14 protein-coding genes are annotated in these 16,177 nt (G+C 45.9%); 1 reads left to right on the top strand and 13 read right to left on the bottom strand.

Features of this window, described 5'->3' with window-relative positions; all coding sequences use genetic code 11:
* Window position 1 precedes the first annotated feature (1 nt).
* Window positions 2-2,125, top strand: coding sequence for a M3 family metallopeptidase (locus tag ICN13_RS03130; protein WP_216138919.1), 2,124 nt, complete (start codon window positions 2-4; stop codon window positions 2,123-2,125).
* Window positions 2,126-2,128: 3 nt separating this feature from the next.
* On the opposite strand, the gene ICN13_RS03125 is transcribed toward ICN13_RS03130, so the two are convergent.
* From ICN13_RS03125 to ICN13_RS03065, 13 genes are all read right to left on the bottom strand, one after another.
* Complete coding sequence (locus ICN13_RS03125) at window positions 2,129-3,247, bottom strand: formylglycine-generating enzyme family protein (RefSeq protein WP_216139278.1); 1,119 nt, start codon at window positions 3,245-3,247, stop codon at window positions 2,129-2,131.
* Between the two features lie 13 nt (window positions 3,248-3,260).
* Window positions 3,261-4,091 carry a transporter gene (locus ICN13_RS03120; protein ID WP_216138918.1) on the bottom strand — a complete coding sequence of 277 codons (831 nt, stop codon included), beginning with the start codon at window positions 4,089-4,091 and terminating at the stop codon, window positions 3,261-3,263.
* A gap of 138 nt (window positions 4,092-4,229) precedes the next feature.
* Window positions 4,230-5,693, bottom strand: a complete 1,464-nt coding sequence (locus ICN13_RS03115) for an arylsulfatase (RefSeq protein WP_216138917.1) — start codon at window positions 5,691-5,693, stop codon at window positions 4,230-4,232.
* Between the two features lie 194 nt (window positions 5,694-5,887).
* The gene (locus ICN13_RS03110; RefSeq protein WP_216138916.1) at window positions 5,888-6,496 is read right to left on the bottom strand and encodes a glutathione S-transferase; all 609 of its coding nucleotides are present in this window, start codon (window positions 6,494-6,496) and stop codon (window positions 5,888-5,890) included.
* 45 nt (window positions 6,497-6,541) lie between these two features.
* Window positions 6,542-7,390, bottom strand: a complete 849-nt coding sequence (xth, locus tag ICN13_RS03105) for an exodeoxyribonuclease III (RefSeq protein WP_216138915.1) — start codon at window positions 7,388-7,390, stop codon at window positions 6,542-6,544.
* Entirely contained in the window at window positions 7,383-8,834 is a 1,452-nt protein-coding gene (gene ntrC, locus ICN13_RS03100; protein ID WP_216138914.1) for a nitrogen regulation protein NR(I), read from the bottom strand. Before ntrC ends, xth begins: the two co-directional genes overlap by 8 nt.
* Complete coding sequence (glnL, locus tag ICN13_RS03095) at window positions 8,831-9,952, bottom strand: nitrogen regulation protein NR(II) (RefSeq protein WP_370622957.1); 1,122 nt, start codon at window positions 9,950-9,952, stop codon at window positions 8,831-8,833. Before glnL ends, ntrC begins: the two co-directional genes overlap by 4 nt.
* A gap of 26 nt (window positions 9,953-9,978) precedes the next feature.
* Window positions 9,979-11,394 carry a type I glutamate--ammonia ligase gene (glnA, locus tag ICN13_RS03090; protein WP_087909795.1) on the bottom strand — a complete coding sequence of 472 codons (1,416 nt, stop codon included), beginning with the start codon at window positions 11,392-11,394 and terminating at the stop codon, window positions 9,979-9,981.
* Window positions 11,395-11,609: 215 nt separating this feature from the next.
* Window positions 11,610-12,464, bottom strand: coding sequence for a molybdopterin-binding protein (locus ICN13_RS03085; protein ID WP_216138912.1), 855 nt, complete (start codon window positions 12,462-12,464; stop codon window positions 11,610-11,612).
* Complete coding sequence (locus tag ICN13_RS03080) at window positions 12,457-13,326, bottom strand: EI24 domain-containing protein (protein ID WP_216138911.1); 870 nt, start codon at window positions 13,324-13,326, stop codon at window positions 12,457-12,459. Before ICN13_RS03080 ends, ICN13_RS03085 begins: the two co-directional genes overlap by 8 nt.
* A gap of 44 nt (window positions 13,327-13,370) precedes the next feature.
* A complete protein-coding gene (locus tag ICN13_RS03075) occupies window positions 13,371-14,342 on the bottom strand; it encodes a sterol desaturase family protein (protein WP_216138910.1) in 972 nt (323 codons plus the stop codon).
* Between the two features lie 3 nt (window positions 14,343-14,345).
* A complete protein-coding gene (locus ICN13_RS03070; RefSeq protein ID WP_216138909.1) occupies window positions 14,346-15,134 on the bottom strand; it encodes a polysaccharide deacetylase family protein in 789 nt (262 codons plus the stop codon).
* 8 nt (window positions 15,135-15,142) lie between these two features.
* Window positions 15,143-16,174 carry a YncE family protein gene (locus ICN13_RS03065; RefSeq protein WP_255534010.1) on the bottom strand — a complete coding sequence of 344 codons (1,032 nt, stop codon included), beginning with the start codon at window positions 16,172-16,174 and terminating at the stop codon, window positions 15,143-15,145.
* Window positions 16,175-16,177: the final 3 nt, after the last annotated feature.

Raw genomic sequence — 16,177 nt, 5'->3', positions numbered from 1 at the left:
TATGACTACAGCCCTCTTTGCCCTACCTGCCGCATTACAAAATAATCCGCTCCTGACTTTTGGTCGTGGCATTGCCGCATACTCACAAGTCAAGCCCGAGCATATTGCCCCTGCAATTCAGTTCTTGCTCAAGCATGCGCAAGATGCTGTAGATACTGCGACTGATCCTCAGACACCCTCAAGCTGGAATCAATTAGCAGAGCCCCTAGAAGATGCGACCGAAGCGCTAGGAAGATCTTGGGGTGTTATCTCCCATCTCAATAGCGTGGCTGATACTCCAGAGTTGCGCACCGCCTACGGAGAGATGCTGCCGGAGGTCACGGCATTCTTTTCCAGCCTTGGACAAAACTTAGCGCTCTACAAGAAATTTAAAGAACTTAAAAATAGTCCTGATTTTGCAAGACTCAATCGTGCCCAGAAAAAAGTGATTGAAAACTCCTTGCGCGATTTTCGTTTAGGTGGCGCAGAGTTAAGTGATGCTGACAAGCCGCGCTTCTCTGCCATCCAGGATGAGCAAGCTGTTCTAGGCAAAGCCTTCTCAGATCACGTCTTAGATGCGACTGATGGCTTTGTTCATCTAGTAAGCGATAAAGCTGATCTTGCTGGCTTGCCTGATGATGCTATTGCTGCAGCGGCTGATACTGCGCAGCAAAAGGGTCTGCAAGGCTGGGCCTTTACCCTGCACTTCCCCTCTTACTATCCAGTGATGCAGTATTCCGAAAATCGAGAACTGCGTCGTCTCATGTATCAAGCTTATGTCACACGCTCCTCAGAGCTGGCACCGCAATATGCCAAAGGTAAGCTTGATTGGGACAACACCCAGAACATGTTGGATCAGTTGCGTCTGCGCGATGAAGAAGCCCGTATGCTGGGATTTGCAAATTATGCAGCATTGAGCTTGGCACCGAAGATGGCCAATACTGTTGATGAGGTAGATCTCTTTCTGACAAACTTTGCAATCAAATCAAAACCGTTTGCCCAAAAAGATTGGCAGGAGTTGTGTGAGTACGCAAAAGCAGAGCTAGGATTTACAAATGGACTTGATCCCTGGGATATTCCATTTGCCGCTGAACGTTTAAAGCAAGCGCGTTACTCATTCTCAGAAAATGAACTCAAGCAATACTTCCCATTACCAAAAGTTTTAGATGGTTTATTCCAAGTCATTCAGACATTATTTGGCGTCAAGATTGAAGCTTCAGACTTGCCGACTTGGCATGCTGATGTGCAATCTTTTGCTGTTAAAGACCAAGCCGGAAAAATACGGGCTTACTTCTATCTAGATCCTTACGCCCGCCCTGGTAAGCGCGGTGGGGCTTGGATGGATGATGCCCGTGGCCGCAGAGAGTTACCTAATGGAGAAATCCAAGTGCCAGTGGCTTATCTTGTCTGTAATTTTGCGCCTCCAGTGAAGGTGGATGGCGTATTGCGCCAACCGACAATCACTCATGATGATGTCATTACCCTCTTCCATGAAAGTGGGCATGGTTTACATCACCTCCTGACACAAGTCAGCGCTTTAGGTGTATCTGGTATCAATGGTGTTGAATGGGATGCCGTCGAATTACCAAGTCAGTTCATGGAAAACTTCTGCTGGGAATGGGAAGTGCTCGAGAAAATGACAGCGCATGCAGAAACTGGCAAACCATTACCACGAGAACTCTTTGACAAAATTCTGGCTGCCAAGAACTTCCAAAACGGTTTAGCAACCCTACGTCAAATCGTGATGTCGTTAACAGACTGGCGCTTGCATTCTAGCTTTGATGCAAAAGACGCTAAAGGGCATGCAGTACTCGATGTTTCTAGAAGCATTGCTGATGAGTACAACATCATTCCGCAACCTGAGATCTCTCGTTGGATTAATTCTTTCAGTCATATCTTTGCTGGCGGCTATGCTGCTGGTTACTACAGCTATAAATGGGCGGAGGTACTTTCTGCTGATGCCTACTCCGCCTTTGAAGAAGCGGCAAAGCTGACTGGTAGCGTTTTGGATGCCAAGACTGGAACGCGTTACCGCGAAGAAATCCTGGAAGTGGGTGGCAGTCGTCCTGCTGCTGAATCGTTTAAAGCCTTTCGTGGCAGAGAGCCCAGCATTGATGCTCTGCTGCGCCATGGTGGCTTGGCCTAATCGCTAGCGAGTGACTGGGTCACCCTGAGCATCCTTGACCAGCCTAAATCCTAAATGTGACATTGGGCTAAAGGGATCTGCCCCACGGCGAGCGCTAGGACGATAGGATTGGCAGTAATCCTCATTACATAAAAATGATCCGCCCCGAATGACTCGCTTTGGAGCATTTGGCGGAACACCATAATCATCAGGGTCATATGAACTAGTTGGCCCCTTAGGATTATCAATCATGTTGTTGCCATGCTCTTTAGCCTGCAGCACAAAGTAATCAGCGCGATACCAATCAGCAACCCACTGCCAGGCGTTGCCTGTCATTTCAAATAAGCCGTAGCCATTTTGAGGAAAAGTTCCTACGGCACTAGTGCCAATCGCTCCACCAGCTTTTGGACTCACCACAGGAAATGCTTGCTTTTTGACATCCCAAATATTGGCTGGCAGTTTTCCCTCCTGCTCTAGCTGATCACCCCACACATAGGTAGCCTGGTTTAAGCCACCGCGGGCTGCAAATTCCCACTCGGCCTCAGTGGGCAATCTCTTGCCAGCCCACTTTGCATAAGCCAATGCATCTTCATAACTGATCTGCACAACCGGATGGTTCCCTTTGCCATCAATATGACTTTGCGGTCCAGTTGGATGCCTCCAACTTGCACCCGGCACATATGCCCACCACTGCGAGTAATCATTGAGATTCACTTTTGCTTTGGTACCAACAAAAACCATGGCGCCAGGCACAAAGACTGAAGCTGGTGGCTTTGGTGTTCCCGGTGGAAGTTGTACACGAATGGTTTCCCAATCGGGAATTTGCTCTGCAGTCGTTTTGTAATTAGTTTCTTTTACAAATTGTGCAAATTGATCGTTGGTGACATGAGTCGTGTCCATCCAAAATCCAGATACTTTGACTTTATGAGTTGGCCGCTCGTTGGCTTGAGCTTTTTGATGATCGCTACCCATTAAAAATTCACCGCCAGGAATCCAGGCCATTCCTTTGGGACCCTTTACACCATCGCCCAGAAGAATTTGAGGGGCCGCCTGCTGAGGTTTTGAAAAGAAGTTACTCCAAACCAGATATGCGCCAATTCCTAAAACTGCAAGTGCTGCAATCAAAATACCTATGCGACGCATATTCATCGTATTGCTACTTTCCTAATGGAATACTGATGGTTGAAATCATTGCATATCCTTCAACCCGATTTTGAGCCCAAAACTCTTTGTATGCCCGTAGATTGATATAAGCCTGCTTTTTACCGATATTAAATAGATACCCGACTTGCGGGCCAATGGCGGTCACTTGAGACTTAAAGGCACCCAATCTGGCCCCGCTCCCAGAGTCGGCAGTGAGTTGATAGTAAACATATCCTGCAATACCAACCTGCCAGTTTTGCGATACAAATTGAGAGAGAGACCAATCCAAATGGGAGTCGATGCCATTCTTATAGTTAGTTTGATTATTCATCCAGTTATAAGTTGCCCCTACTACGCTGGAGAATTCCAGGCCGGTAGTATTGTTCAAGTAAGTGTAGCCACCACCTGCATCCATTGCAGCATGACCAATACCGATACTAGAGAGACTTGTTGAGTTGTAAGTGCCAATTGGAATATCACCTGTTATGTAAGTCTTGAAATTATTATTGCCTTGATTCCAAGTCAGACTGGCTAGTGGATAGATATCGGTAACCCCATTGCTGGTATTGGCGCGATTAAATTGTGTGCTTGGATGTGTAGTGCTTACGGATGCAGTAGTGGTGTTTGAGCCTGGACCCCAACCAAAACCGAGATAAGGCTGCCCCCCAAGAATTTTTTCCTCACCAACATAACCCAACTGCATTAGAACTAAAGACTCTCTAGTGCTTAGACCGGCATTCAGACTTGAGCCGCGTTGAAATGTTTTTGACTTATCTGCACTACCGCTATAAACATAAGGCATTGCTACTAAAGACCATCCTGTTGCCATTGGGACTGCAGCCATACTCGCATACTGGCCCGACATCCAGAATGGGACGCCGCCCTCGTCTGCATGGGCCTGCAAAGAAAAGAGGAGAATGCTTATAAGAAAAAAAGGCCCGGCAGAATATTGCCGGGCTCGCTTAAGAGTTTTCATGCAAAGTTACTTTTTTGGGTAACCCTTAAAGTCTTCACCGACTTTAATATTGGGATACTCCTTAACGCTTCGCTCGTATCCCTCAATCCACTTAAGGCTTGGAGCATAAACCCACCCAAGAGTTAGATCGGTATACATGAGATTGTTGTCTTCATGAGGATCACTAGTGAGGTCATAAACCATTGGGAGTTGTGGCTTCACATAAGGCTTTTGAATGGAAACGGGAGATTCTGCATAACGAAAGATCATCTTATATGTCTTCCATTTAATTGACATCAACTCACCATCAGTGCCAAAGAAAGGATAAATATCACGCCCAGTTGTCTTGCTTTTTCCCAGCATAAATTGGGAAGCATCAATCCCGTCAATAGGACGATCCTTGGGTACTAAATTGGATGAGCCCACCATTCCAGCAATTGTTGGCATCCAGTCAACAGCAGCAAACATTTGCTCAGTCACTACGCCCGAGGGCACTTTTCCTGGCCAACGAATCATTGCAGGGACTCTCATACTTCCCTCAAATGGCGTATTGAAGAAATCACCACGCCAAGGTCCGTTAGTAGCACCCCCAATCTGAGGGCTTGCTCCACCGCCTGCATTATCACTGCTGAAAATAAAGATGGTGTTGTCTTCAACACCTGCCTCTTTAACAGCATCCATCACTTGACCAACGCGATAGTCCATTTCAGCAACAAGATCAGCAAAGAGTCCGCCGCGTGCAGTCGACTTACCGGCAAAATTAGGGTTAGCCATCGGGGGTTCATGCATCTCGGAATAACCCATATAGACAAAGAAAGGTTGATCGGCTGCCGCATTACGCTTGATGAACTCAACAGTCTTAGGAACAATATACTTTTCATCAATGATTGGGCGAATCTTGAGATCAAGAGGCATCACTGGCTTAGATTTCTGACCCTTCTTACCCTCCCAAACCATCGGCGCAGGAACTCCGCTCTCCTTAAATAGAGGCCACTGCGTATAACCTGCTTCATCCCAAGTATTTTGAATACCCCACCATTCATCAAAACCTTGATCGTTCGGCATACGACCCTGAGTATCTCCAAGATGCCATTTTCCGTACAGAGCAGTGGCATAGCCAGAATCAGAAAGTAACTTCGCGATGGTGTACTCCCATGGCGCCATACCTGCTTTTCCCTGACCGGGCCAAGGAACCGATGAGGTTCCAGATCTAACAGGATGACGACCAGTCATGATGGCAGATCGCGAGGGTGTGCACTGCACTTCGACGTTGTAGTTATTAAAGCGAATGCCTTGATTTGCTAACTTATCAATATTTGGTGTAGCTACTGTTCCACCATAAACACTAAATGCGCCCCATCCGGTGTTATCAACAAGGATGTAAACGATATTTGGCTTTTTTGGAGTGGAGGCAGAATTACTTTGCGCAAAGACCGGAGGAATGACTATTGAAATAGAAAATATTCCAATCAAAATTCTTTTAAAAATCACTTAAATCTCCCAGCCTCAGGCTTTATATGAATAGGGTAAAAATTCCTTGAATCCAAGCTTTATAACCCATGGAATACCACACTATATCAATACTTTATTCAATAACTAATCTAATTCCTATAAGACAAAACCCCCACCATTGCTGCTGCTGGGTTTCAATTTAGACCCGAAAGACTGCCTGCCTAGGCAACAGCCTAATCAACCCAGGTAGGATGCTTTTCCATGATGGAATTAAAGAGCTCAGACTCTATCTGTTGAGTTAGCCACTTTCTTGTTTTGGGAAGTGGTAACCCCTTAAATATTGTCGGATTAACACCTGCAAATTGCCGAATGAATGGGAAGATGGCTATATCTACCCAAGACAGCTTATTACTTAATAAGTATTCATGATTGTGTAGCGTAGTCTCGATGGGTTTTAACATCAACTCCATTGCCGTACTGAGAACTTCCTCTGGATTTAACTCTGGATGACGATTGGGATACTTATATTGATCTAGGAGTGTTTTGAAGGGGCCATCATTTTTCTCGATCAAGCTGTTGGCAACTTTCTCATCCACATGCTTCCAGCCATCTGGATCGGATTTATCTAATGCCCAATGCATGATGTCTAAGCTTTGATCAATCACTTGTCCATCGACGCACAGCACAGGAACAGTGCCTTTGGGTGATACCAGGAGCATCGATTTGGGTTTATCTCTTAATGCAATCTCGCGGTGCTCAAGGGCAATGCCGGCATACTTCAATGCCATGCGAGCGCGCATGGCATAAGGACATCTGCGATAGGAGTACAAAATGGGCATCATGGATGCAAGATTAGCTTAAGTTGTCTTGGCTTAAGTTGTCTTGGCTTAAGTTTTTTGAATGGTTGCGATCACTGGGGCATGGTCTGATGGTTGCTCCCAGGTTCTGGGCTCTTTATCAACTACGCTAGCACTGCACTTTTCTTTTAGGTCTTCGCTTAAAAGAATATGGTCAATGCGCATACCCGCATTTCTTCTGAAGCCCATCATTCGGTAGTCCCACCAACTAAATGTTTTGGGTGCTTGCTCAAACATTCTGAATGAATCGGAGAATCCCAGATTGATTAATTCTTGGAATGCATTTCTTTCTGGTGGCGAAACCAGGTTCTGCCCTTCCCATGCTTTAGGGTCATGGACATCAGCATCGGCTGGGGCGATATTAAAGTCGCCCAATAAAGCTAAGCGTTGGTTTTGTTGCAATTCTTCGGTTAACCAGGTTTGAAGTTTGCTTAACCAATCAAGTTTGTAAACGAATTTATCGCTATCGGGTGATTGCCCGTTTGGGAAGTAGGCTGAAACCAGTCGAATAGGTTTGGTGCCTGCAAATGGAATGGTCGCAGCCAATATGCGCTGCTGCTCGTCTGTATTTGCGGGGATATTTCTGATTGGCTTCAGAAAACTGGTGGCTGCATCAGATGCAATCGGTGCAAGTGCCGCCTTGCGCACAATGATAGCGACGCCGTTATAAGTCTTTTGTCCGGCAGCCAGACTAAGATAGCCCGCTGCCTCTAGCTCTTGGTGGGGATACTTATCGTCTGTGAGCTTGAGCTCTTGTAAGCACAAAGCATCAATTGGCTGTTTCTTAGATTCCTGATCCTGCAACCAACGAAGTACGTGTGGAAGGCGAACCTTTAAGGAATTAACATTCCACGCCGCAATTCGAATTGAATCAGTCATCTATCCCCAGTTCCTGCAATTTCCGTGTAATCGTATTGCGTCCAATACCAAGGCGCTGTGCTGCCTCGACTCTGCGGCCACGCGTTACCTCTAGTGCTGCTTGCAATACTGCTTTCTCAAAACGTGAGCATAGTGCATCGTAGACCTCTTTGTCACCATCTTGCAGCATCTTTGCAGCCAAGCGTCCAAGCCCACTTTCCCAGTCACCCGCAGCGACTTTTGAAGCTGCTGGATTTATCGGGGAAGATTCGCCGTGCAAGATAACTGGCTGTTCTCCAGCCTCTGCCATGATGTCTGCCGGCAAATCACTAACGCCAATAATATTTGCAGGCGTCATGACTGTCAGCCAATGACAGAGATTCTCCAATTGACGAACGTTACCCGGAAATGGCATGGTCGCAATTTCTTTTAAGACTTCATCGGAAAGTTTCTTAGGCTCAACCCCTAAAGATTTGGCACAGGTCAACATGAAATGTCTTGCCAGCATTGGAATATCCTCACTACGCTCACGTAATGAAGGCATGCGCAGGCGGATCACATTTAAGCTATGCAATAAGTCTTCACGGAAGAATCCGGCAGCCACCCTCGTATCCAGATTTTGATGTGTGGAGGCAATGATGCGGACATTTGCCTTGATCGGATCTTGTCCGCCAATGCGGTAAAAATGACCATCTGACAAAACTCGTAAGAGGCGTGTCTGCAAATCAAATGGCAAGTCACCAATTTCACCGAGGAACAAGGTTCCGCCATCAGCTTGTTCAAAGCGGCCACGACGCAATGTCTGTGCACCTGGGAAGGCGCCACGCTCATGACCAAATAACTCAGACTCAAGAAGATCCTTGGGAACTGCTGAAGTACTCAGCGATACAAATGGTCCCTTTGCTCTTGGACTGTGCTTATGCAAGGCATGCGCCACCAACTCTTTACCAGTTCCTGACTCACCTGTAATTAATACCGTGGCATGAGATTGAGCCAAGCGACCAATTGCACGAAAGATCTCCTGCATAGCAGGTGCTTGACCAATAATCTCAGTAGCATCCTGCCTCCAGGCTGTTAACTCTTTAGAGCCTGAATCATTTCTAATTCCCTGCTCTACTGCACGATGAATGAGTTCAACTGCTTTTTCCACATCGAATGGTTTGGTGAGGTACTCAAATGCACCACCCTGAAATGATGAGACCGCAGAATCGAGATCTGAATACGCAGTCATGATGATGACTGGCAAATTAGGATGGCTTTGTTTGACATGCTGCAGCAAATCTAAGCCGTTACCACGTGGCATACGGATGTCGGAGATCAGAACCTGAGGAGACTCTTTCTCAAGCGCATTGAGCACATCATTGGGATTGGAGAAGCTCTTGTGCGGGATGTTTTCTCGCGCCAAGGCTTTTTCTAGAACCCAGCGAATTGATTGGTCATCGTCGACGATCCAAATTGGTTTCATGATATCTTCTCCTGCCTACGGTATGGAATTTGAATGTGGAAATCGGTGCGTCCGGGGCGGCTTTCACAAGCAATAAAGCCCTGATGTTGCTGAACAAAGGTTTGAGCCAAGGTCAGACCCAGGCCGCTACCACCCTCTCTCCCTGATACCAAGGGAAAGAAAATGCGCTCAATAATCTCTTCTGGAATGCCTGGTCCGTTATCAATCACATGCAAATCCATTGCTAACTTATAGCGCTTCTTTGCAATCGTGACAGAACGCGCCACACGGGTTTTTAATTCAATTTGGGCAACGCCCTGACTAATCTCTTCAGATAAAGCCTGAGCGGCATTATGAACAATATTCAGGACCGCCTGAATGAGTTGCTCACGATCCCCCATCAAATCTGGCAGACTCGTGTCGTAGTTACGAACAATCTTTAAGCCTTTGGGAAACTCTGCCAAAACCAGGCTGCGAACCCGTTCAAGCGCTTCATGCACATTGAACGCCTCAATCACATGGGCTTTGCGATGCGGGGCTAGCAAACGATCTACCAGTGTTTGTAGCCGGTCAGATTCTTTAATGATGACTTGCGTGTACTCACGTAAGCCTTTATCTGGCAACTCAAACTCCAATAACTGAGCTGCACCACGAATTCCACCCAATGGGTTTTTAATCTCATGCGCTAAATTACGCATTAATTGTTTATTGGCTTCAACTTGTTGCGTCACACGCTCATCGCGCTCACTGCGCAACTGTTGGTCAATGGGGAACCACTCCATCATGATGAGATCTGGGTCATCAAGCGCTGCAATGACTACGTGCGCCGGTATGGAATCTTGATGAATGCTTCCTGGTAATGAATGCAAAACCATCTCTTGGCGTTGCGCCTGAACATGACCCAGCTTCACTTCTGAAATCATGTCATTTAAGGCACCAGTATCGCCAAATAAATCATGCACAGACTGACCCTCAAGTGATTTACGAGATAAATCCAGTGCCGTCTCGGCAGCCGGGTTCACATAAACCAATTGTTGGTTCTCAGCCGCAAATACCACGATGGCATTGGGCATCTGATCAAGCAATGTCGGAAAAAAAGGAGCAGCCGAAGCTGCTCCCTTGAACGAATTGCGCAACAGACCTGCGCTCAAGTTCTTTCCTTCGCTTACAGGGAGTAATACATATCAAATTCGATCGGATGTGTAGTCATACGGAAACGTGTGACATCTTCCATCTTCAAATTGATATATGCATCAATCATGGACTCAGTGAATACACCACCGCGAGTCAAGAACTCGTGATCTTTCTTCAATGCTTCCAATGCCTCTTCCAAGCTTGCACAAACGGTTGGGATCTTTGCATCTTCTTCTGGTGGCAAGTCATACAAGTTCTTGTCAGCAGCTTCACCTGGATGAATCTTGTTCTGCACGCCATCCAAACCAGCCATCAACAGAGCAGAGAAGCAGAGGTATGGGTTCGCCAATGGATCTGGGAAGCGAGTCTCGATACGACGGCCCTTAGGACTTGGAACGTGTGGAATGCGAATCGAAGCAGAACGGTTACGTGCTGAGTAAGCCAACTTCACTGGAGCTTCAAAGCCTGGAACCAAACGCTTGTATGAGTTTGTACCTGGGTTAGTAATCGCGTTCAATGCTTTAGCGTGCTTGATGATGCCGCCGATGTAGAACAGAGCGAACTCTGACAAACCAGCATAACCATTACCAGCAAACAAGTTCTCGCCATTCTTCCAAACAGATTGGTGAACGTGCATACCAGAACCGTTATCGCCAACTACTGGCTTAGGCATAAAGGTTGCAGTCTTGCCGTAAGCGTGAGCTACGTTTTGAACAACATACTTCTGCCAGATAGTCCAGTCAGCGCGTTGTACCAATGTGCTGAACTTCGTACCCAATTCGTTTTGGCCTTGACCAGCAACTTCATGGTGATGAACTTCAACTGGAATACCTAATGATTCAAGAATCAAACACATTTCAGAACGCATGTCTTGGAATGTGTCTACAGGAGCAACTGGGAAGTAGCCGCCCTTTTTACCTGGACGATGTCCAGTGTTGCCGCCTTCGATTTCTTTAGAAGAAGACCATGGAGCTTCTTCGGAATCAATCTTCACGAAGCAACCCTGCATGTCAGCACCCCAACGAACGCCGTCAAAAATGAAGAACTCTGGCTCTGGACCAAAGTAAGCTGTGTCACCTAAGCCAGTGCTCTTTAAATATGCTTCAGCGCGTTTTGCAATAGAACGTGGATCGCGGTCGTAACCTTTGCCATCAGCTGGCTCGATGACATCGCAAGTCAACACTAATGTTGGCTCTTCATAGAATGGGTCAATATAAGCAGCTGTTGGATCTGGTTTGAGCAACATGTCAGAAGCTTCAATACCCTTCCAACCAGCGATAGAAGAACCATCAAATGCATGACCGCTCTCAAATTTATCTTCGTCAAAAGCAGAGATAGGAACTGTCGTGTGCTGTTCTTTACCCTTTGTATCCACAAAGCGGAAATCAACGAAAGTACACTCTTTCTCTTTAACTAACTTCATCACATCAGCGACGGTCTTCGTCATGCAAATCTCCTCTATTAACTAAATTCGGAATTCAAACCTAAGGCATACACCCTTGTTTATTCCAGGCACCAAACATGCCTAATGGATGTATGTAATTTACTGAAGCAAACAAATGGGAACCCCCATTATTGCACTATTAAAGTGCTAGATTACCCCTACAACTGGGTAAAAACACCCTTTTTGCACTACTTTAGTGCAAAAATATGGGCTGATATTTAGTTGATATCGTGGATTTCGTAGCCAAGCTCTTGGGTGCCTGTTCTGAGGGCGATCCAAGCGCTGCCTAGCAGGTCGGCATTGCCTTTGATGCCAAGCTCAATGTGGCGCTGGGCGTACACACCACCCTTTTTGGCATCACCCACCGAGGGGAGACTAAATACCTTCACGCCCGGAAAATTAGCCTCTATACGCTCCATTAATGGAGTTAAGGCGGATTCAATTCCTTTGGGAACAATAAAACTCTGCTCTGCCCAATTTTCTTGATGAAAGAGATCTTGGTAGTGCGTATCTAAACACCAAGCCATCATTGGCGCAGCCATGACTGGAAAGCCAGGAACAAAGTGATGTTCTTTAATCCGAAAGCCCGGAATCTGGTTATAGGGATTGAGAATGATGTCACTACCAATCGGAAACTCACCCATCTTGAAGCGATGTTGATTCTCGGGTGTATTTAAATCTGCTTTGATGGGGTCGCCTTCTGCCATCGTCTGAATACGGCCTGCAATCAATTCTTGGGCAGTTGGATGCAATGCTATTGTTGTTCCTAACGCCAATGCTGCGCATTGACGTGTGTGATCATCCGGTGTCGCACCAATACCACCAGTACTAAACACCACATCACCGCTTGCAAAACTTTCTTTGAGTGTTGCTGTAATTTGCTCAGGATCATCGGCAACATACTTTGCCCATGCCAGACTTAAGCCGCGCTCATTCAGGAGCTCAATCAATGTCGCCATATGTTTATCTTGACGACGGCCAGATAGAATCTCATCGCCAATCACAATCAAGCCAAAGCGGCGTTGCATTTTATTGGGCATATCTACTTCAACTGCTTTTGTTACATCAACCATGGTAAGGAAGTTCCATATCAACTATACGGGATTGCACTGTTAAGGCTTTATCCAATTCTTCTTGCCGCAGCTCTTTTAAAGCATCTAATAAGAAGTGGCTAAACCAAAGACCGGCAAATACAAAGATCAGAGAATAAATCCAAAGCGCAACAAAGCTCACAATCGGAAATAAAACTAAGGCTAGCGCAGATGTAGCCCAGAAGAATGTGGGAACTGCCCCAAGCATTCCAGAGGCAATGCCCATACAGAGCAAAGGCCAACGATATTTTTCTAGTAACTCATCGCGCTCTTCCACGCTGGCATGCTTAGCAAGTACATCGTAAGACATCAGGCGCATCGTTAACCAACCCCAAAGTAATGGTGGCAGCACAGCTACTAGCGGAGGAACCCACCAAACTGGCAACGTCAGCATTACCAAGGCAAGACAGATCAATGCGGACCATAAGGTATAAATCAAACTACCCAATAAACTGCCGCCCCGCTTGCTTTCCAAGTCCTGATAGTGCGCTTGTCTCACCACAATCTTCACAATGGTTGGAACCGTCGAAAAGGCAATCAACACTAACAAGCTAATAGTGATCAGCGGAATAATCAACATCACAAAAAATAAAGGAGCAATCCACGCTCTAGCGTTTTCAAAGCCAGCCCAAATCAAGCCTTCTTGAATCCAATTGGTAAAAAGAGAGTTAGTTAGAAATTCACTCAGAATGGCGAGTGCAGGAGTCCATGTGAGCCAAATTAAGCAACCCCAAAGAACCGATATGATCAAGAATGGTCGCAAGCTTAGCCACAACATCCTTGGATGCATCGTTCCCACTAGAGCTAATCCAAATGATTTAATTACTTGCGGCAGTCCAACCATAAAACTCCTATTGCATGCCACTTCGCATGCCTGACTTCATTGATTTACTTTGGCATGAACTCTTTAACTGAGTGCACCAGACCTTGCCACTGCTGAGTCAAAATATTGTGCGACACCTTTAAGTTTCTGACACCTGTAGGATAGACCTCTTTGGGGAAGATGGCTGTTTTAAACAACATATCCCACCACGGAAACAAAATACCAAAATTACAACCGCCCAATACACCAGGCTTACCTTGCGCTTCATGGCCATACCCTACCGCATGATGCATGCGATGAAACATAGGTGATATCAAGAGATATTGCGCCCTGCCTAAATGGACTTTGATATTGGCATGTTGCCAGCTCTGTATAAATTGACTTAATGCAATCAAGATAATGAATTGGCCTGGGGAGACGCCAAACAGAAGCGCAAAAAATGCCGTTACCGCCGCATCCATAATGTCATCTAGGATGTGATTTCGATTATCAGACCAGGCAGTCATGACAGTTTGACTGTGATGTAGTGCATGCAACTGCCACCACCAGTTAAAAGTATGCGAGGCACGATGATAGAGATAGCCCACAAGATCCAAGAGAATCAAGTAAACCAAGAAACTCACCATAGGAATGGAGGTCACTCCTGGCCACCAAGACTCCACATTCAAGCGGTCAAAGCGAAAATCGTGCAAAACCGAATCAATCTGAAAAAATAGTCCGGACAACGCAATAAAGACTAAGCCATGAAAGATTCCTAGACGATGGAATAAGGTATAAGCCACATCCGCCCTGCTCGTCTTAGCAAAACGCTCCTGGGTCTCTGCGGGGGCTACTCGCTCCCAGGTTCTGAGGACAGTAATGATTAGAAAAATCTGAATGCAGCCAAATAAAAACCAATCCATGCCATCAAAGACATCTTCTGCCCAAGACATCAAATCAAATTGATACAGAAGTGGTCCCACAATCTTGGCAAAGAGAAACTCCTGCACACTACCGTAAGCGCTGGAGATTGTTGAAGTGATAAAACTCAGGTCCATGCTTTATTTTGACTGATCTGCCAAATTTTTGTTTGCCTTAGGCAAAGTGCCGAAGCAAAAGCCGCGCCCCTTGAGGTTCAGGATTAACTGCTCTAGTACTGAAGGAGCCCAAGGATCCTTTCTAGACCAAATGCCGAGGTGGGCCATAGTGATATCACCATCTTTGATCTCGCGACTGGCTTTTTCTAAAAGATGGCTATTAGGATATTTATCAGAATTCAGCTCATCCCCCAAAAACCCAGCTGGCGCCCACCCAAAGTGTTGATAGCCACACATATCACCCATCCGAACCAAAGTCGGCGAAGTTTTGCCACCTGGAGCACGCCAGATCTTTTGCAAAGGGTGTCCAGTTAACTCTACAAAACGTTGATCCACTCTGCGAATCTCTTTACACATAGTCGCTTCGTTATACAGAATGGTCTGACCTGCTTTAGGCCCAAATTGGGGTTTTTCAAAGACTTCGCCTTTAGGGCCATCTTTTACAAAATAGGTGTGATCGTAAGTATGGCTACCAAAGTGATGCCCCTCTTTAAGCCGTTCCTGCCAATAGGATTTCCAGGAATCATCTAGAGCGAAGTCACCTCGGAAGGTCTTTTCATTGGATAGAAAAAAAGTAGCTTTGATATCGTGTCGCTTCAATATCTCAGCAACTTTTTCCGCAACAGCCATATTGCCTGTATCAAATGTCAGATAAACCGTTTTATTGCAAGCTGAAGTTTGGGCATGTGCACTTAATACAAAACAGCCGAGTATGAATGCCGCTGTTAAGTGGGTAAGTTGTTTGCACTTCATGGCAAATATTAGTCCCAAGAAGCTCTGGGATAAAAGAACACGCCATGAGGTGATTTACCAACTGGAATCACCGTCATTAATTTCATCGAAGGGATATCAATTACACCCACTTTCTTTGAAAAGCGTAAAGTGACCCACAAAGTCTTACCATCAGGAGTAATTTCCATGTCATCAGGGCCAGCAGGCAGACCAGTAATGTCACCAACCTTCTCCAAGGTTTGCATATTTATCAAGCTGATGGATGATGCAATGCGATTACTCACAAAGACATGCTTCTTATCGCCCAGCGGACGGAAGTTATGGGCGCCCTTACCTGTTGGAATACGCTTGACCTCTTTGCGATTCTTCCAATCAATCACTTGAACATAGTCTTCACCAGTAATGCCGACCAAAAGGTACTGATCTCCGGGAGTCATCCATAAACCAGCAGGAACCTTGCCGGTAGGCATTACCCAAAGTACATTTTGGGTATCTAAGTCAATTGCTGCGAGCTCGTTAGAGTCTTGCAAAGTAATAAAGGCAATTTTGCTATCCGCTGTAAAAGCAATATGGCTTGGTGTCTTTGCCAACTTCACAGTTTTGGCAAGCTTCAGATCAGCCCCATTTGCAGCATAGATATCTACACGATCTAAACGATTGCCATTTGCTACGAACCATTTGTGATTTGGAGAGTAGCCAATTTGATAAGGGTCGATGATGTTCGGAATTCTGCCAGTCAACTCACCTGTAGTTGGGTTCATGAGTACAACGTCATTTCCCATTGCATTTGCAATTATTAAGGTTTTTTGGTCAGGAGTCATCATGAGGTGATGAGGTTCCTTGCCAACGTTGACCGTCTTAATAACTTGACGGCTTGGCATATCAATCAAACTGACAGAGGCTTCACCTGAATTGAGAATGACTGCCAGCTTTGGCTGATTGGCCGTCGATGCACTTGGAGTGCTGGTAGTTTGCGCAATCGCAAGGTTTACTAAAAGTAAGCTAAATATAGAAGAGGTAGCAATATTGCGAAAACCTCTAGTTGTAATAAATGTGTGCATCCC

The organism is Polynucleobacter sp. MWH-Berg-3C6, from assembly GCF_018881855.1.
In the GTDB taxonomy this organism is placed as follows: domain Bacteria; phylum Pseudomonadota; class Gammaproteobacteria; order Burkholderiales; family Burkholderiaceae; genus Polynucleobacter.
This window is presented reverse-complemented; position numbering and strand designations above follow the sequence as displayed.